Source organism: Pseudomonas simiae, assembly GCF_000934565.1.
Classification (GTDB): domain Bacteria; phylum Pseudomonadota; class Gammaproteobacteria; order Pseudomonadales; family Pseudomonadaceae; genus Aquipseudomonas; species Aquipseudomonas simiae.
Genome location: NZ_CP010896.1, coordinates 1,011,505 through 1,028,796, shown reverse-complemented (window position 1 = coordinate 1,028,796; position 17,292 = coordinate 1,011,505). Strand labels below are relative to the sequence as shown.

Annotated in this window: 15 protein-coding genes and 1 other RNA gene; 4 read left to right on the top strand and 12 right to left on the bottom strand. The window is 60.6% G+C overall.

Annotated features, from left to right (window positions below):
- Window positions 1-3: 3 nt before the first annotated feature.
- The 9 genes from mraY to rsmI all read right to left on the bottom strand — a co-directional run bounded on the left by mraY (window position 4) and on the right by rsmI (window position 9,053).
- Window positions 4-1,086: a phospho-N-acetylmuramoyl-pentapeptide-transferase gene (gene mraY, locus PF1751_RS04615; RefSeq protein WP_010213039.1), complete on the bottom strand. Its 1,083-nt coding sequence runs from the start codon at window positions 1,084-1,086 to the stop codon at window positions 4-6.
- A complete protein-coding gene (locus PF1751_RS04610; protein ID WP_044286652.1) occupies window positions 1,086-2,456 on the bottom strand; it encodes a UDP-N-acetylmuramoyl-tripeptide--D-alanyl-D-alanine ligase in 1,371 nt (456 codons plus the stop codon). Before PF1751_RS04610 ends, mraY begins: the two co-directional genes overlap by 1 nt.
- Complete coding sequence (locus PF1751_RS04605) at window positions 2,449-3,912, bottom strand: UDP-N-acetylmuramoyl-L-alanyl-D-glutamate--2,6-diaminopimelate ligase (protein WP_021491870.1); 1,464 nt, start codon at window positions 3,910-3,912, stop codon at window positions 2,449-2,451. Before PF1751_RS04605 ends, PF1751_RS04610 begins: the two co-directional genes overlap by 8 nt.
- Window positions 3,912-5,654, bottom strand: coding sequence for a peptidoglycan D,D-transpeptidase FtsI family protein (locus tag PF1751_RS04600; protein ID WP_165447909.1), 1,743 nt, complete (start codon window positions 5,652-5,654; stop codon window positions 3,912-3,914). The genes PF1751_RS04605 and PF1751_RS04600 overlap by 1 nt, the downstream gene beginning before the upstream one ends.
- Window positions 5,654-5,947, bottom strand: coding sequence for a cell division protein FtsL (gene ftsL / locus PF1751_RS04595; RefSeq protein ID WP_010213047.1), 294 nt, complete (start codon window positions 5,945-5,947; stop codon window positions 5,654-5,656). Before ftsL ends, PF1751_RS04600 begins: the two co-directional genes overlap by 1 nt.
- Window positions 5,944-6,891, bottom strand: a complete 948-nt coding sequence (gene rsmH, locus PF1751_RS04590) for a 16S rRNA (cytosine(1402)-N(4))-methyltransferase RsmH (protein ID WP_010213048.1) — start codon at window positions 6,889-6,891, stop codon at window positions 5,944-5,946. Before rsmH ends, ftsL begins: the two co-directional genes overlap by 4 nt.
- Entirely contained in the window at window positions 6,888-7,343 is a 456-nt protein-coding gene (mraZ, locus tag PF1751_RS04585; RefSeq protein ID WP_003171868.1) for a division/cell wall cluster transcriptional repressor MraZ, read from the bottom strand. Before mraZ ends, rsmH begins: the two co-directional genes overlap by 4 nt.
- Before the next feature lie 354 nt (window positions 7,344-7,697).
- Window positions 7,698-8,051, bottom strand: an RNA gene (rnpB, locus tag PF1751_RS28080) — RNase P RNA component class A.
- Window positions 8,052-8,147: 96 nt separating this feature from the next.
- Complete coding sequence (gene rsmI / locus PF1751_RS04580; protein WP_021491871.1) at window positions 8,148-9,053, bottom strand: 16S rRNA (cytidine(1402)-2'-O)-methyltransferase; 906 nt, start codon at window positions 9,051-9,053, stop codon at window positions 8,148-8,150.
- A gap of 176 nt (window positions 9,054-9,229) precedes the next feature.
- Here rsmI and PF1751_RS04575 point away from each other — a divergent pair, with 176 nt between their 5' ends.
- From PF1751_RS04575 to PF1751_RS04560, 4 genes are all read left to right on the top strand, one after another.
- Window positions 9,230-11,041: a penicillin-binding protein activator gene (locus PF1751_RS04575; protein WP_010213053.1), complete on the top strand. Its 1,812-nt coding sequence runs from the start codon at window positions 9,230-9,232 to the stop codon at window positions 11,039-11,041.
- The gene (locus tag PF1751_RS04570) at window positions 11,041-11,412 is read left to right on the top strand and encodes a YraN family protein (RefSeq protein ID WP_010213054.1); all 372 of its coding nucleotides are present in this window, start codon (window positions 11,041-11,043) and stop codon (window positions 11,410-11,412) included. Before PF1751_RS04575 ends, PF1751_RS04570 begins: the two co-directional genes overlap by 1 nt.
- A gap of 92 nt (window positions 11,413-11,504) precedes the next feature.
- Window positions 11,505-12,098 carry a phosphoheptose isomerase gene (locus PF1751_RS04565; protein ID WP_021491872.1) on the top strand — a complete coding sequence of 198 codons (594 nt, stop codon included), beginning with the start codon at window positions 11,505-11,507 and terminating at the stop codon, window positions 12,096-12,098.
- Entirely contained in the window at window positions 12,095-12,676 is a 582-nt protein-coding gene (locus PF1751_RS04560; RefSeq protein ID WP_010213057.1) for a BON domain-containing protein, read from the top strand. The genes PF1751_RS04565 and PF1751_RS04560 overlap by 4 nt, the downstream gene beginning before the upstream one ends.
- Before the next feature lie 61 nt (window positions 12,677-12,737).
- Here PF1751_RS04560 and PF1751_RS04555 read toward each other — a convergent pair whose 3' ends face one another.
- The 3 genes from PF1751_RS04555 to PF1751_RS04545 form a co-directional block, all read right to left on the bottom strand.
- Window positions 12,738-13,511 (bottom strand): YiaD family glycine zipper/OmpA-like lipoprotein, encoded by a 774-nt coding sequence (locus tag PF1751_RS04555; RefSeq protein ID WP_021491873.1) that lies wholly within the window; start codon window positions 13,509-13,511, stop codon window positions 12,738-12,740.
- A 192-nt stretch (window positions 13,512-13,703) separates the two neighbouring features.
- A complete protein-coding gene (locus PF1751_RS04550; RefSeq protein WP_010213059.1) occupies window positions 13,704-14,348 on the bottom strand; it encodes an MBL fold metallo-hydrolase in 645 nt (214 codons plus the stop codon).
- Window positions 14,349-14,433: 85 nt separating this feature from the next.
- Window positions 14,434-17,163: a winged helix-turn-helix domain-containing protein gene (locus PF1751_RS04545; RefSeq protein ID WP_044286651.1), complete on the bottom strand. Its 2,730-nt coding sequence runs from the start codon at window positions 17,161-17,163 to the stop codon at window positions 14,434-14,436.
- Window positions 17,164-17,292 lie beyond the last annotated feature (129 nt).

Below are 17,292 nucleotides of genomic sequence, written 5' to 3'. Positions count from 1 at the left end.
TTTCTACCTCAGTTTCAGGGTGGCAAGGCCGATCAACACCAAGATCACGGTGATGATCCAAAAACGGACAATCACACGTGGCTCAGGCCAGCCCTTGAGTTCAAAGTGGTGGTGAATCGGCGCCATGCGGAACACGCGGCGTCCGGTCAATTTGAAGGAAGCCACCTGGATGACCACCGACAGGGTTTCCATCACGAACACACCGCCCATGATGAACAGCACGATTTCCTGGCGAACGATCACCGCGATGGTGCCCAGGGCCGCGCCCAGCGCCAGTGCGCCGACGTCGCCCATGAAGACTTGTGCGGGATAGGTGTTGAACCACAGGAAGCCGAGGCCGGCACCGATCAGCGCGCCACAGAACACGATCAGCTCGCCTGCGCCCGGTACATAAGGGATCAGCAGGTACTCGGCGAATTTCACGTTACCCGACAGGTAGCAGAAGATGCCGAGCGCGCCGCCCACCATCACCGTCGGCATGATCGCCAGGCCGTCGAGGCCGTCAGTCAGGTTGACCGCGTTGCTGGAGCCGACGATCACGAAGTAGGTCAGCACCACGAAGCCAATGCCCAGTGGAATGCTGGCGTCCTTGAGCATCGGGATGATCAGGGTGGTTTCCACCGCGCTTGGCGCGGTCATGAACAGGAACACCGCTGCGCCCAGGCCGAACACCGATTGCCAGAAATACTTCCAGCGGCTTGGCAGCCCCTTCGAATTCTTCTCGATCACCTTGCGGTAGTCATCTACCCAGCCGATGGCGCCGAACAGCAGCGTGACCAGCAACACGGTCCACACGTAGCGGTTGTGCAAGTCGGCCCACAGCAAGGTGCTGATGCCGATGGACGACAGGATCAACGCACCGCCCATGGTCGGGGTGCCGGATTTGGACAGGTGCGACTGCGGGCCGTCATTACGAACCGATTGACCAATTTGCAGGTTCTGCAGGGTGCGGATCATCCACGGCCCCAGGAACAGCGACAAACACAACGCAGTCAGCACACCCAGGATCCCGCGCAGGGTCAGGTACTGAAAGACCGCGAAGCCTTTGTGGAACTGTTGCAGATACTCAGCCAGCAGCAGCAGCATTAATGTTTCTCCGTACTTGAGCCACACAAGGCCGCGACGACGTTTTCCATCACCGCGCTGCGCGATCCCTTGATCAAAATGGTTGTATGTTTGTCATGTTCAGCCGCGGTCAGCGCCTGAATCAGCTCGGCCTGGGTCACAAAATGTCGGGCACCAGGGCCGAATACTCTGACGGCGTGGGCCATGTTCGGGCCGACGGCATAAAGCGCGTCGACTTTGCCGGCGGCGTAAGCGCCGACCTCGCGATGGGACTGTTCGGCCCAGTCGCCCAGTTCGGCGATGTCGCCCAGCACCAGCACCTTGCGGCCTTCGAAGCTTTTGAGCAGGTCAATGGCAGCGCAGATAGAGGACTGGTTGGCGTTGTAGGTGTCATCGATCACGCGCATGCCGTTGGTGGCCAACTGCGCTACGGTGCGCCCCTTGACCGGCTGCACCGCACCCAGGCCCGTGGCGATCCCGAACAGCGACACGCCGAGGGCGTAGGCGGCTGCAGCGGCGGCCAATGCATTGGCGACGTTGTGGTTGCCCAGCAGGTTCAGTTGCACATGTTCGTTGCCTTGCGGGGTGTGCAAGGTAAAGGACGGGCAGCCACGCGCATCAACGGTGATGTTGGACGCATGGAAATCCGCCGCGGCGTTGAGCACGGCAAACGTCAGGACCTTGCGACCGGCGGCGCGTACACGCCAGGTTTCGAAGGCCTTGTCGTCGAGATTCAGCACAGCGATGCCCGAGGCATCGAGGCCTTCGAGGATTTCACCCTTGGCCTCGACGATTTTTTCCGGGCCGCCGAACTCGCCGACATGGGCGGTACCGGCGTTGTTGATGACCACCACGTGAGGCTTGGTCAGCGCCACGGTGTAGGCAATTTCACCGACGCGCGACGCGCCCAGCTCGATCACCGCCGCCGTGTGTTCCGGGGCCAGTTCAAGCAGGGTCAGCGGGGCACCGAAATCATTGTTCAGGTTGCCACGGGTGGCGTGCACCGGGCCGCGCGTGCGCAACACGCCGGCAAGCAGCTCCTTGACCGTGGTCTTGCCGCTGGAGCCGGTAATGGCCGCAACGGGATTGGTAAATGCGGCACGGTTCAACGCACCCAGCTGGCCGAGGGCCAAACGGGTGTCGGCGACCAACAGTTGCGGCAGTGTGGAGTCCGCCACTGCGCGCTGCACCAAGGCGCCGACGGCACCTTTGGCGGCGACTTCATTCAGGTAGTCGTGACCATCGAAGCGCGGGCCCGTCAGTGCGACAAACAGTTGCCCCGGCTTGATGTTGCGGCTGTCGATACTGACGCCGTCGAAGCTGCAATCGCTCGACAGCACGCGGGCCGACAGGGCCTGGGTCAGTTCGCTGAATTTCATCGCTTTAAGCATGGGCGATCTCCCAGGCGGTCAAGGCGTGATCGGCCTCGACCAGATCGGAGAAGGCGTGGCGCTCGCCGTTGATTTCCTGATAGTCCTCATGACCTTTACCGGCCAGCACCACCACGTCGTCAGCACCGGCGCTGGCGATCAATTGGGCGATGGCTACACCGCGCCCGGCGACAAACGTGGCCTTGGACACGTCTTTGAAGCCGACACGGATGTCGTCGAAAATCTGGCCCGGATCTTCGCTGCGAGGGTTGTCGTCGGTGACAAGCACGCCATCGGCCAGACGCTCGACGATCTCGGCCATCAACGGACGTTTGCCGCGATCGCGATCGCCACCGCAACCGAACAGGCACAGCAGCTTGCCCTTGGCGTGTGGACGCAGCGCCACCAGGACTTTTTCCAGGGCATCGGGCGTGTGGGCGTAATCGACCACGACCAACGGCTGTTTGCCGCCACCCAGGCGCTGCATGCGACCGACCGGGCCTTCCAGCTTCGGCAGTACACGCAGGATTTCGTCGAGGGCGTACTCCAGGCCGAGCAACGCGCCGACGGCCGCCAAAGTGTTACTCAGGTTGAAGCGACCGAGCAGGCTGCTGCGCAAATGATGCTCGCCCTGAGGCGTCACCAGCGTGGCGCGCACACCTTCATCATTGAATTGGGCTTCGCGGCAATACAGGTACGCGCTGGCGTCTTCCAGGCTGTAGCTGATCAAGCGCGATTCACGGTCTTCGGCAGCCAGCTGGCGGCCGAATGCGTCATCCAGGTTTACCACGCGGCACTTGAGGTCGTTCCAGGCAAACAGCTTGGCCTTCTCGGCAGCGTAGGCTTCCATGGTGCCGTGGTAATCGAGGTGATCGCGGGACAGGTTGGTCATCACCGCCACATCAAACGCCAGCGCAGCAACGCGGCCCTGGTGCAAACCGTGCGACGACACTTCCATGGCAACCGCCTTGGCGCCGGCCTTTTTCAGGTCGGCCAGGGTCGCTTGCACAGCGATCGGATTCGGCGTGGTGTGCAGGCCGCTTTGCAGCGCGCCATAGAAACCGGTGCCCAAGGTGCCGACGATGCCGCAATGCTGGCCCAGCAGGTCAAGCGCCTGCGCAATCAATTGGGTCACGCTGGTCTTGCCGTTGGTGCCGGTGACGCCGATCAGGTTGACCTGGCGGCTCGGGTCGCCATAAAAGCGTCCGGCAATGTCAGACAGCTGCGCAGCCAGGCCTTTGACCGGAATCAATGGCACGTCAGTGATCGGCAGCACGGTGGCGCCTTCCACTTCATAAGCCACGGCAGCCGCACCGCGTTGCAAGGCATCCGCGATGTGCGCACGGCCATCGAACTTACCACCCGGCACGGCCAGGAACAGGTCACCGGCACGTACATTACGACTGTCCAGGCTCAGCTCGCGGATCAACAGATCGCGTCCGGCATGGGCAAAAATCTTGTTCAGGCTAAGAGACATCAGCCGCGCCCTCCATTGGCTTTTACAGCAGCGGCCGGTGGACCGGCGTTCGCTTGTTGGGTCGGCGGCAGGTTGTCCGGCGTGATGTTCATCAGGCGCAGGGTGCCGGACATCACTTTGCTGAACACCGGCGCCGATACCAGGCCACCGAAGTAACCGGCTTTGCTCGGCTCATCGATCACCACGACGATGGCGTAGCGTGGATCGCTCATCGGGCCGAAGCCGGCGAACAGCGAACGGTAAGAGTTTTCGGCGTAGCCTTTTGTGCCCACCGACGTTTTACGAGCGGTACCCGACTTGCCCGCCACGTGATACGCCGGCACCTGGGCACGGAATACGCCGCGCGGTGCCTCGATCACTTGTTGCAGCATGCCTTGCATGGTCTTGGCGACGTTTTCCGGAATCACCTGGGTGGCTTTCGGCGCTTCGTCGACATGGATCAGGCTCAGCGGAACCATCCGGCCATTATTCGCCAATACAGAGAAAGCGTGAGCCAGTTGGATCGCGGTCACGGACAGGCCGTAGCCGTAGGAAAGCGTGGCGGTCTCGGCCTTTTTCCAGTCGCGATAGTTGGGCAGGTTGCCCACGCGCTCGCCTGGGAAATCGAGGCCGGTGGGTTGGCCCAAACCGATTTTCTGCGCCAAGTGATAGATGGTCTCGCCGCCGATATCGAAGGCGACCTTACTCATGCCCACGTTACTGGAGTTGATCAGGATACCTGTCAAATCCAACACCGGGCCTTCGGTACGGGACACGTCACGAATGGTGTATTTGCCCAGTTGCAAGGTACCTGGGTACACCTCGACCTTGTCGCTCGGTTTCCAGCGCCCGGTTTCGAGGGCAGCACTCATGGAGATCGCTTTCATGGTCGAGCCCGGCTCGAACACGTCGATCATGGCGCGGTTGCGCATCATCGCCGGCTGCAGGTTGCGACGGTTATTAGGGTTGTAGGTCGGCTGGTTGACCATGGCGAGGATCTCGCCGGTCTTCACGTCCATGATCACCAGGCTGCCGGCCTTGGCGCCATTCTCGATGATCGCGTTACGCAGCTCGCGGTTGGCCAGGTATTGCAGGCGCAGGTCAATCGACAACGCCAAGGGCTTACCGGCCTTGGCGTTCTTGGTGACTTGGACGTCCTTGATCAGTCTGCCGCGCCGATCCTTGATGACTTGGCGTTTGCCAGGAACACCGGCAAGCCATTCATCGTAGGCGAGTTCCACGCCTTCACGGCCGTGGTCATCGATGTCGGTAAAGCCCACCATGTGCGCGGTGGTTTCACCGGCCGGGTAAAAACGACGGAATTCCTCGATGCCGTAGACACCGGGGACTTTAAGGTCGAGCACCTGCTGACCTTGTTCAGGCGTCAAGCCACGAACAAGGTAGATGAATTCTTTATTGGCCTGGGCTTCGAGGCGCTCGGCCAAGGCTTTCGGGTCCTGGCCCAAGGCAGCAGCAAGCGCCGGCCAACGGTCCTTGGCCACCTGCAGTTCCTTGGCGTTGGCCCACAGGGTGGTCACCGGCGTACTGACGGCCAGAGGCTCGCCGTTACGGTCGGTGATCAGGCCGCGGTGTGCAGGAATCGGGATGTGTCGCAGGCTACGGGCGTCGCCCTGGCCGATCAGGAAGTCCCGGTCGACCACTTGCAGGTCAATGATCCGCCAGGCAATCGCACCCACCATCAATGCCAGCAAGCCGAGCATCAGGCGGAAGCGCCATGGGTAGAGTGCGCCCTCGAGTTTCATCATGGCGCCACCATGCGGACTTCAGCCGCGCCAGGAATATGCATTTTCAGCTGTTCGGTGGCCAGCACTTCGATACGGCTATGGGCCGTCCAGGTGCTTTGTTCGAGGATCAACCGGCCCCACTCCGCTTGCGCCTTGTCACGCACACTCAATTCCCCATACAGGGTATTCAGCAACTGACGGTTGTAGTGGGCGCTGTACGACACCGCAATCGCGGAAATCAGCACGCCGACAAACAGCAGCAACATGAAGAAGCTGCCGCCCGGGAGGGGCTTGGCGAAAAGCTTGCTCACCGCAACTTCTCCGCGACGCGCATAACGGCGCTGCGGGAGCGTGGGTTGGCCTTGAGTTCGGCTTCGGAAGCGAACTGCGCTTTGCCATGGATTTTGATTTTCGGCACAAAGGCCTCGAAACGTACCGGCAGGTTGCGCGGCAGGTTGTCGGACTCACCCTTGACCAGGCGACGCATGAACAGTTTGACGATACGGTCTTCCAGGGAGTGGAAGCTGATCACCACCAGGCGACCGCCCACTTCCAACGCCTCGAGCGCAGCCTCGAGGCCGGCCTCCAGGTCGCCCAATTCGTTGTTGACGTGAATACGCAGGCCCTGGAAGGCTCGGGTCGCCGGGTTCTTGCCCTTTTCCCAGGCAGGGTTGGCGACTTTCAGTACTTCGGCCAGGTCGGCTGTGCGTTCGAACGGCTGGATTTCACGGCGCTCAACCACGGCACGGGCCATGCGGCCAGCGAAACGTTCTTCACCGTATTCCTTGAACACACGGGCGATTTCTTCCACTGGCGCGGTCGCGATGAACTGCGCGGCGCTGACGCCACGGGTAGGGTCCATGCGCATGTCGAGCGGGCCATCGTTCATGAAACTGAAGCCGCGTTCGGGGTCGTCGAGCTGTGGCGAGGACACACCCAGGTCGAGCAAAACCCCGGCCACCTTGCCCGCCATGCCGCGCTCCGCCACTTCGGCGCCCAGCTCGGCAAAGCTGCGCTGCACAACGACAAAGCGGCCGTCTTCGGCCGCTAGCGCTTGCCCGGTGGCAATCGCTTGAGGGTCTTTGTCGAACCCGAGGAGTTTGCCGTCAGGCCCGAGCTGGCTGAGTATCAACCGGCTATGCCCGCCTCTGCCGAATGTGCCATCCAGATAGCAGCCATCCGCGCGTACGGCGAGAGCCTCAACGGCTTCGTCAAGCAGTACGGTGATGTGGTTAAAGCCGCTATCAATAGTCACAGGATCAAATCACGCAGTTCATCAGGCATGGCGCCCGGTTGTTGAATAGCAGCCAGGTCAGCTGCAGAAACAGCATCCCAGGCATCTTCGTCCCACAATTGGAACTTGTTCAGTTGGCCGACCAGCATTGCGCGCTTATCCAGCTTGGCGTACTCGCGCAGACGCGGAGGCACCAGGAAACGACCGCTGCCATCCAACTCGAGGTCGACGGCATTACCAATCAGCAAACGCTGCAGGCGGCGGTTTTCTTCACGCAATGAAGGCAGGGCGCGCAATTTGGTTTCAATCAACTCCCACTCATCGAGGGGGTAAACACATAAACAAGGGTCAACGGCATCGATAGTGATGATCAACTGTCCGGAACTTCGCGAAATGAGCTCGTCACGATACCGGCTCGGCATGGCGAGACGGCCTTTTGCATCGAGACTGATAGCGTTAGCTCCGCGAAACACAGATGCGTTTCTCCAAATTTTAGCGTTTTACGTTCAAAAAACCCACTTTGTGCCACTTTCCGCCACTTGCGCACACTATAGGAATGCGCCCACCACACCGTCAAGGCGCGGATTCAAGGAAAAGCCTTACAGAACGGAGATTTAGGAGCGTAAACGGAGGAGAAAACCGAGTTCGACGATGTTTTTGGCCCAACAAGCACAGATAGCTCAAAGAGCTATAGCTCGAAGTTAAAGTAATTTATTAAGAGTAAGATTTTTTTGGTATTACGAAGATGCATCTGCCAATCATTCGGCAGGGAGGGATTCTTGCGTTACTACCGGTTTTCTGCCCGAGATTCGGACAAAAGGAAAAAGGTGGAGAGTCGATCTGTAAGCCGGGTTCTGTCTTGAACAGTCATTCGTCTACGATGGCCATCACTGGACATCTTTAGCAACCTACCCGGTCCCAGCGCGGGCCACGCCTTGGGACCCTATTTGGTCTTGCTCCAAGTGGGGTTTACCTAGCCACGAACTGTTGCCAGACGTGCGGTGCGCTCTTACCGCACCTTTTCACCCTTACCGGCACCGAAGTGCTTAGGCGGTTATTTTCTGTGGCACTTTCCGTAGGCTCACGCCTCCCAGGCATTACCTGGCACTTCGCCCTATGGAGCCCGGACTTTCCTCCCCCCCCTAATTTTCATAGAGGGCAGCGACTGTCCAATCGACTCTCCGCCGCGAAGGTTAACGGCACGGCGGACTTAGGACAAGTAATAAAAGTTCAGAATTGCCATCACGTTCAGACGGAATACAGGTTTGACACCGGAACTATTCGGCCTTCTGCTTATCCAGTGCCGCTTGATACAAGAGGTTCTTGCGCACGCCGGTAATCTCCGCCGCCAGGGCTGCTGCACGCTTGAGTGGCATCTCCTTGAGCAGTAGATCCAGAATACGCATCGCCTCACTGCCCACGGCGTCCTCGTCCTCTGGCGCCGTCCAGCCCGCCACCAGCACCACACACTCGCCGCGCTGCTGATTACTGTCGCCCTCGACGAACGCACGCAGCGCTTCCAAAGGCAGGCCCTTGAGGGTTTCAAAGGTCTTGGTCAGCTCACGCGCCAGCAGCGCCAGGCGTTCGCCGCCAAACACCAGCTCCATATCCTGCAGGCATTCAAGGATTCGGTGGGGGGCTTCATAAAAGATCAACGTGCGCGGTTCTTCCTTCAGTGCTTGAAGGCGCGCACGACGCCCTACAGCTTTGGCTGGCAGAAAACCTTCAAAGATGAAACGGTCCGACGGCAGGCCCGCCGCCGATAACGCAGCGATCAGCGCGCACGCGCCCGGAACAGGCACTACATTGATACCAGCGGCCCGCGCCTGGCGCACCAGATGGTAGCCAGGGTCGGAGATCAGCGGCGTGCCTGCGTCAGAGATCAGCGCCACATCGTCGCCGGCCAGCAGGCGTACGATAAAGCGACTGCCCTCCTCGCGCTCGTTGTGCTCATGGCACGCCGCTAATGGCGTGCTGATACCAAAATGCTGCATCAAGCGCTGGGAGTGACGAGTGTCTTCAGCCGCGATCAATTTAACCTCGCGCAACACTTTCAGTGCCCGAGCACTGATGTCGTCCAGGTTGCCAATGGGCGTCGCCACGACAAAAAGCGAGCCTGCAGTGGAATTCAAAGGACCTGGAGCAGTCAAAACGCACACCTCGATGGTTGGCAAAAGCGACATTGTAGCGCGTAGGCGCCTTGAAAATATGCCATCACGGCCGATGCCTTTTCAGCCGTTTGACGCCCGTTGCAACATTTGCACGACCTAAATCGACGGTTTCACGCCAGTAACATCGCGCCTGGGCCAGTGCTTGGGTACAATTCCACGCTAATTTGATCGGTATCAGGAACACTTACATGATCGCTTGCCTGCGGCTGCTCTCCGCCCTCTGCCTCGCTGCCTTGCTGGCCGCCTGCGCCAGCTCGCCCTCGTCCAGCCTTGGCGACCTTCCACGGACCCCGGACGCCAGTATCGAGCAACTGCTCGAACAGGCCACCACCGCCAAGACGCCAGAAAAGGCCGCATTACTGCGCCTGAGTGCGGCAGACATGGCCTACAAGCAGAACAACCCTGGCCGCTCGTCGCAGATTCTTGCGCAGGTGTCCCTGGATGTCCTCAAGCCAGCCGCGCAAGTTTTTGCCAGCACCCTGGCCGCTGAACTTGCCATGGCGCGCAACCAGCCCAAGGCCGCGTTGACCGCCCTGAACCACCCAAGTCTGCAAAGCCTGAAGGACCTGCCGCCCGAGCAGCAGATCCGCACCGCCAGCGTACACGCCCGTGCTTATGAAGCCGATGGCCAGACCCTGGCCGCCGCCCGTGAACGTGTCGCCATGGCCCCACTGCTCACGGGCGATGCCGCCAAAAGCAACCACGAAGCTATCTGGGTATTGATTGCCGCCCTGCCGGCGGAACAGTTGCAGGCCAGCGGCAACCCGACGCTCGACGGCTGGATTACCCTGGCCCAGGCAGTCAAGGGCGCCGGTACGCTGGAGCAGCAACAGGCTGCCATCGACACCTGGCGTGCGCAGAACCCGGGCCACCCGGCTGCCGTGCAACTGCCAACGCCACTGACCAAGCTCAAGGAACTGGCCAGCCAGCCCCTGACCAAGATCGCCCTGCTGCTGCCACAGGATGGCCCGCTGGCCTCCGTCGGCAAGGCACTGCGTGAAGGCTTCATGGCTGCGCACTACCAGGCTGAACAAGCCGGGCAGAAGCCACCAGTGATCGAGTTCTATGACAGCTCGCGCCTCACCTCCCTCGACGACTTTTACGCCAAGGCCCAGGCTGCAGGCGTACAACTGGTAGTCGGCCCGCTGGAGAAACCGCTGGTCAAACAGCTCAGCGCGCGCCCACAACTGCCGATCACCACCCTGGCACTGAATTACAGCGAGAGCGATCGCAGCCCGGCGCAACTGTTCCAGTTCGGCCTGGCCGCAGAAGACGAAGCTCGCGAAGTATCGCGTCGTGCGCGTGCCGACGGCCTGCACCGCGCTGCAGCAATGGTGCCCCGTGGCGAGTGGGGCGAGCGTGTCTACAAAGCCTTCCGCCAGGACTGGGAAGCCAATGGCGGCCAGGTCATGGGGGTTGAGTACGTCGACCAGCCGGTCGCCCTCGCCCAGCAAATTGCCGATCTGTTCCAACTGCGTAAAAGCGAAGGTCGCGCCAAGAGCCTGCAAAGCACCGTTGGCACCGACGTCGCGGCGCAACCATCGCGTCGCCAGGACATCGAGTTCATCTTCCTGGCCGTGACCCCGCAACTGGCCCAGCAGATCAAGCCGACCCTGAACTTCCAATACGCCGGCGATGTGCCGGTGTACGCCACGTCCCACGTGTTCAGCGCCAGCGGCGACAAGAACCAGTACCTGGACATGACCAATGTGATGTTCTGCGAAACCCCTTGGCTGCTCAACACCACCGACCCGCTGCGCAATCAGGTTGCCGCTCAATGGCCGCAAGCCAATGGCAGCCTGGGTCGCCTGTACGCCATGGGCGTCGATGCCTACCGCCTGGCGCCACGCCTGGGGCAACTCAAGGCATTGCCGGACACCCGAGTTGACGGCTTGTCGGGCAGCCTGGGCATCAGCACCACCCAGCGCGTTGATCGCCAGATGCCATGGGCCAAGTTCGTCGGCGGTGAGATCCAGCGTCTGCCGGACACCCCGCGCTGATGCCCGAGCGGTCCAGCGCACAAAGTGGCAAGGATGCCGAACTACAAGCTCTGAAGCACTTGCAACAACAGGGTCTGCGCCTGCTGGCGCAGAACTGGTTATGTAAACGTGGCGAGCTTGATCTGGTCATGCTTGACGGCGATACAGTAGTATTCGTCGAAGTCCGCTACAGAAAACACGCACAATGGGGTGGCGCACTCGCCAGTATCGACGGGCGCAAGCGTCAAAAGCTGATACTGGCCGCGCAGTTTTTCCTGCAGAAAGAGCATCGCTGGGCCGACGCCCCCTGCCGTTTCGATGTGGTTGCCATAGAAAGCACACCGTCTGGTCAAGCTGATCTGAACTGGCTCAAAGATGCCTTCGACAGCTGATTCGCCGGACATCTTCACCACACACTTTTGCTCTTTGCTTTGCGGGCTGCACATTCCTGTGCCAAACAGCCGCGCTACTTAAGGTCACACAGATGGACATGCAATCCAGAATTCGCCAGCTTTTCCAGGCCAGTATCGACACCAAGCAACAGGCGATGGACGTACTTGCACCGCACATCGAGCAAGCCAGTCAGGTCATGGTCAACGCCTTGCTCAATGAGGGCAAAATGCTTTCGTGCGGCAACGGCGGTTCGGCCGGCGATGCCCAGCATTTCTCGTCCGAGCTGCTCAACCGCTTCGAGCGTGAGCGTCCGAGCCTGCCGGCTATTGCCTTGACCACCGACTCGTCGACGATCACCTCGATCGCTAACGACTACAGCTACAACGAAATCTTCTCCAAGCAGATCCGCGCCCTGGGCCAACCGGGCGACGTGTTGCTGGCGATTTCCACCAGCGGCAACTCGGCGAATATTATTCAAGCGATCCAGGCCGCACATGATCGCGAAATGATTGTCGTAGCATTGACCGGACGCGATGGCGGCGGCATGGCCTCACTGCTGCTGCCTGAAGACGTGGAGATTCGCGTCCCGGCCACAGTCACCGCACGTATTCAGGAAGTCCACCTGCTGACGATCCACTGCCTGTGCGATCTGATCGACAGCCAACTGTTTGGGAGTGAAGAATGACCGTTAACCGCCTCAGCCTTTTAGCCATCACCCTGTGCCTCGCTATCAGCGGCTGCAGCACGGCCATCACTGCAACACGCGACACCCCTATTCAGGATGACAAGGGCACCCGCACTTTCGGCAGCAAGATCGATGACTCGCTGATCGAAACCAAGGTTGAAGTCAACGTTGCCAAGGCCGCACCGGACCTGGGCAATGGTGCTTCGCGCATCGTCGTGACCAGCTTTAACGGCGTCGTGCTGCTCGCTGGCCAGACGCCACGCGCCGACCTCAAGGCCCAGGCCGAGCAAGCCGCCGCCGCCGTACAGCGCGTGAAGAAGGTACACAACGAGCTGCAAGTGATGAACCCGATCACCCTGCTGGCCATCAGCAACGACGCGCTGCTGACCACCAAGATCAAAGCGCAGATGCTCACCGATAACGCGATCCCTGGCTCGCGCATCAAGGTCGTCACCGACAACGGCATCGTCTACCTGATGGGCCTGCTCACCCAGGCCGAAGCCACTCGCGCAGCCAACCTGGTGCAGGGTGTTTCCGGTGTGCAGAAAATCGTCAAGGTCTTCGAGTACATCGATTGATGTAACCGACAGCCACAAAAAAGGGCGCCTTACTCAGGCGCCCTTTTTTATTCACGAATGTTTACTGGTACTGCGAGTACGGATTGCCCTGGAACTGGTTGTTCTGTTGTGGCGCCTGTTGCTGGGCACCCGGCTGTCCGTACTGTTGGCCAGGAATCGGGCCGAGGTTCACTTCCACACGACGGTTCTGGGCACGGCCGTTGACGTCGGCGTTGCTGGCAATCGGGTTATCCGGGCCGGCACCGCGGGCGCTCAGGTTGGCGCCGTTGACGCCTTGGGAAGTCAGGTAGTTGGCTACGCTCTGAGCACGGCGCTGGGACAGGTCCATGTTCAACTGGCGGCTACCGGTGCTGTCGGTGTAACCGACGATCTGGATAGTATTCTGGTTGAACTGCTTGAGCGAGTTGGCCAGGTTGTTCAGCGGCTGGTAGAAGCTGCTGGAAATCGCGTCCGAGTTGGTCGCGAAGGTGATGTTGCCTGGCATGATCAGCTTGATCTGGTCACCCTGGCGCTGAACTTCAACACCGGTGTTGGCCATGCTTTCACGCAGTTTCTTTTCCTGCTGGTCGGCATAGTAGCCGTAACCCGCGGCACCGGCACCCGCAACGACGGCGCCGATCAGCGCGCCCTTGCCACGGTTGTTGTGATCGATGGCCGCACCGGCCAATGCGCCGGCCAGGGCACCCAGGCCACCGTACTTGGCAGTCTTGCTCATACCGCCGGATTCATTACTCGCCTGTCCCTGGCTGCTGCCGTCATAAGGGTTAGGGGATGCGCAGCCGGACAACAAAGCTACGCAGGTAGCGACAACAAGCAGACGACGCGAAGTGAACATGGGGGGAGCTCCTACTTTTGCATTCTATGGTGCAAAGGACATTGGCAATGGACCTGTGCCGAGTTTGGAACGCGACAAACGGCAAAAATTCCGTGACTACAGAAACCGTAGCAGACGCTCACTGAACACGACCTGAGTTTTTGCTACAAGGTTTGCCTGTTATAGAACGCGCTCTGCCCGGCAATGAACCCTTCACGCCCGCACAAATGGGTTCTCACGCATTTCATCGCCCAGCCGGGTATCCGGCCCGTGGCCGGTCACTACCGTCGCGCCCTCGTCCAAGGTATACAGGCGCTGCTTGATCGAGCGCACGATGGTCGCCTGGTCGCCGCCCCACAAATCGGTGCGCCCGATACCGCGACGGAACAGTGTGTCGCCGGCAATCAGCAGCTTGGCGTCGGCAAACCAGAAGCTCATCGACCCTGGCGTATGGCCGGGTGTGTGCAACGCCACGCCACAGCCACAGGCCAACTCTTCATCATGTTCCAGCCAACGATCCGGCGAAGGTACAGGGGTATAGGGCACGCGAAACATCTGGCATTGCATTTCCAGATTGTCCCAGAGGAATTGATCTTCTTTGTGCAGGTGCAAAGTGGCACCGGTCTTCTCCTTCAACTGGCCGGACGCCAGGAAGTGATCCAGATGGGCATGGGTGTGGATGATGCTCACCACTTTCAGTCCCAGGGCATCGAGCCGCGCCAGGATCAGCTCATGGTTGCCGCCTGGGTCGACCACGATGGCCTTTTTGCTGACGGGGTCGCCGATGATGGTGCAGTTGCACTGCAGGGGGCCGACGGGGAAGGTTTCGCGGATGAGGGTCGGCTTGGCGGTTTCCATTCTGGGTCCTGTCGTGCAAATGAAATATCGTTTCCGGGCGAACATCGCCGGAATAAGTGCACTATTAAAACAGACTGGAGTATCCCTAGCCGATCAACCTCAGCTCTTGGGCCCTCGCCACTGCCTGCGTACGACGTTCTACACCCAGCTTGCTGTTGATGTGGCTCGCGTGAGTCTTGACCGTGTGCAGGGAGATAAACAGTCGATTGCTGATTTCCTGATTGGAGCAACCTTGAGCGATCAATTGCAGCACCGCCAGCTCCCGCGCGCTCAAGGTCTCATGGGTAGAAGCCGCTTCTACCACGACTACCGCCGGTAACAGCGCCAGCAGGCTCTGGCTCAGCAGGCCGTGAGGATCTTTGGCCAGCTGCTCACGCATCCAGTCCGGGTGGGTTTCCAGCAATCGCTGGAAGGGTTGCAAAGCCCCGCCTATGCCGGCCTCAAGGGCCTGGGTAAAGACTGGACGCGCCTTTGTCTCCTGCCCCTCCTCCAGCAACAGTTGCACCCGTTGGGTCAGGGCCATCAACGCGATCATCTGACGCCCGCTGTTATGCGCCTGCAGCGCCAGCTCTTCGAGACGCTGCAACGCCGCCGCAGGTTGGTGGCGAGTGGCGTCCAACGCAGCCTGTTGCAGCCCGATATGCTGCGGCAGGTGCGGGTGAAACTCCGGCGCGGCAGCGGCGTGTTCGCCATGGTAAGTTTGCCCCAGGCGCGTCAGCCAGGCGTCGGCCAAGTCGGTGCGGCCCTGGGCCAGCCACAGCTCGCACTTGATCAGGGTGATCATCGCCAGGTAGTAGATCGGCGGCACATCCCAGATATGCATCAGGCGCTCAGCCTCGGCGAGTTCGGCAAAGGCTTTGGGGAAGTCACCACGACGCCCTTCGAAATTGGCGATCACACAATGGCCGATCAACACGCTGATATCGCGACAAGCTCGGGCTTCGGCGAGGCCGGCACGCAAACGGGCGAGGCCGGCGTCGGGCTGGAGCCGCACCAGCAGCAGAAAACCTTCGTAGAGCGACAACCGCGCACGCACTGCATACAAGCGCTGCGGCGCCAAGCCGTGCAGGCGTTGCAAGCCCTGGCGGACTTCATCCAGGGAACGCAGGATCTCACCGCGCGCTTGCAACACTCGCGCGCGGTCGTAGTGGGCCAGGGCTTCGAACAATGGGTTGCCGACGCGCTGCGCCAGCTCCAGGGATTCACGGTTCAAGCCACGTGCACGCCAGAGGTCGGCATCGACAATGGCCAGGTTGGACAGGGTCGACAAGCACATCAACCGCTGGCCGTAACGCCGTTGTGGCAAGCTCTCCAGGGCCTCGCTGCAATAGCGCTGGGTCAGCTCGCGATCGCCCCGGCCGCGGGCGATGATCCCGCTCAGGGCCAGCCACTGGGCCAACATCGATTTCTGCGCGGTAGCCGACGGCGCCGGCAGGAAGCGGCTGAGGTAGCTGGACAGTTCTTCCGCTGCATCCAACTGGCAGGCCAGGCCCAAGGCCCAGCTGTAGAGCACGATCAAGCGCGGCGTGCTGATCAGCAGGCTGTCGGGCAAGTCCATTTTCCAGCGCAGTAGCATGCCGACATTCTGCTCAGCCAGCAGTTGTTCTTCAGACAGGTTCTGTACCAGGTTGGCCGCCACGTCCAGATGGCCGGCGCGCAGCGCCTGCTCCACCGCTTCATCGATCAAGCCTTGGGCATTGAACCAGCGACACGCACGCAGGTGCAGGCTGGCCGCCGGCAGAACGTGACTGCTGGCGCGCCGTGTGCGCAGCAAATCAGAAAAAAGATGGTGATAACGGTACCAATGCCCTTGGTCGTCCAGTGGCACCAGAAACACTTGGTGCGCCTGCAGGTAACGCAGGATTTCGGCACTGTCGTGGGCTTCACGCACCGCGTCGCAGAGTTCGCTGCAAAATCGATCCTGAGGGGCGGTGTCGTACAAAAACGCCTGCACGTCGGCCGGCAGGCAGTCGATGACTTCTTCCAGCAGGTAATCGCGGATGAGCCCTTCGCCGCCGTGCAGGCTCTGCGGCAAGGCGCCGTCGCTACCGGCTTCAGAGGCGGCCAACAGCCAGAAACGCAGGCCGGCGACCCAGCCTTCGCTGCGGCGGATCAGGTTATCGAGGGCTTCACCTTGTAGGGAATTGCTGTGGCGATCCAGCACTGCCAGTGATTCGTCGTGAGTCAGGCGCAAGTCCTGTTCATGCAGCTCCAGCAGATGACGCGACAACCGTAGCCGCGCCAGATGCCAGTCCGGACGCTGGCGGCTGGTAACCAACACCACCAAGCCGTCAGGCAAATGATTGAGGAAAAACTGCAGGCAGCGGTCGAGCACCGGCCCTTGGGCCAGATGGTAATCATCCAGCACCAGCAACAGCGGCGCACGGGTGGACAGGTGGACAGCCAGTTCGTCGAGCAGGCCATCCAGCCACTCTTCAAAGGCAAAGGGTTGGTGACGCTGACGCATTTTCAGCAGGCCCAGGGATTGGGCGCCGAGTTGCGGAAAGAATTGCTGCAAGCCGTCGAGCAGGCGTTCGAGGAAACGCCCGGGGTCGTTGTCCCGTGGGCTCAGGCCCAGCCACAGGCTTTGCCAATGGGCCGGCAGGCTCTGGCAAAACTCCACCGCCAACGAACTCTTGCCAAACCCAGCCGGTGCGCTGACCAGCAGCAAGCGCCCTTCCAGACCAGCGCTCAGGCGTTCGCACAGGCGAGGGCGCAGCACGTAGCCGTCAGGCAGAGGTGGCCTGTAGAAGCGACCTTCCAGGGTCGGAATGACCGTGCTGGCAGGCCCTTGGATTCGGGACAGATCAGTCATCGCCGGGCTCTTGTAGAAGGCTGTTGTCGGCATTGCAGATGTCCGCAGACTAGCGGTAAAAGCGGCGGGTTTGTAGATCTTTGCAACATTTGCCTGAAAAAGAACTGCGACAAAAAATGTGGGAGGGGG

Bases quoted from the DNA above. Each gene is read 5' to 3' on its own strand.
- mraY (WP_010213039.1), bottom strand. From the start codon at position 1,086: ATGCTGCTGCTGCTGGCTGAGTATCTGCAACAGTTCCACAAAGGCTTC.
- PF1751_RS04610 (WP_044286652.1), bottom strand. From the start codon at position 2,456: ATGCTTAAAGCGATGAAATTCAGCGAACTGACCCAGGCCCTGTCGGCC.
- PF1751_RS04605 (WP_021491870.1), bottom strand. From the start codon at position 3,912: ATGTCTCTTAGCCTGAACAAGATTTTTGCCCATGCCGGACGCGATCTG.
- PF1751_RS04600 (WP_165447909.1), bottom strand. From the start codon at position 5,654: ATGAAACTCGAGGGCGCACTCTACCCATGGCGCTTCCGCCTGATGCTC.
- rsmI (WP_021491871.1), bottom strand. From the start codon at position 9,053: ATGTCGCTTTTGCCAACCATCGAGGTGTGCGTTTTGACTGCTCCAGGT.
- PF1751_RS04575 (WP_010213053.1), top strand. From the start codon at position 9,230: ATGATCGCTTGCCTGCGGCTGCTCTCCGCCCTCTGCCTCGCTGCCTTG.
- PF1751_RS04570 (WP_010213054.1), top strand. From the start codon at position 11,041: ATGCCCGAGCGGTCCAGCGCACAAAGTGGCAAGGATGCCGAACTACAA.
- PF1751_RS04565 (WP_021491872.1), top strand. From the start codon at position 11,505: ATGGACATGCAATCCAGAATTCGCCAGCTTTTCCAGGCCAGTATCGAC.
- PF1751_RS04560 (WP_010213057.1), top strand. From the start codon at position 12,095: ATGACCGTTAACCGCCTCAGCCTTTTAGCCATCACCCTGTGCCTCGCT.
- PF1751_RS04555 (WP_021491873.1), bottom strand. From the start codon at position 13,511: ATGTTCACTTCGCGTCGTCTGCTTGTTGTCGCTACCTGCGTAGCTTTG.
- PF1751_RS04550 (WP_010213059.1), bottom strand. From the start codon at position 14,348: ATGGAAACCGCCAAGCCGACCCTCATCCGCGAAACCTTCCCCGTCGGC.
- PF1751_RS04545 (WP_044286651.1), bottom strand. From the start codon at position 17,163: ATGACTGATCTGTCCCGAATCCAAGGGCCTGCCAGCACGGTCATTCCG.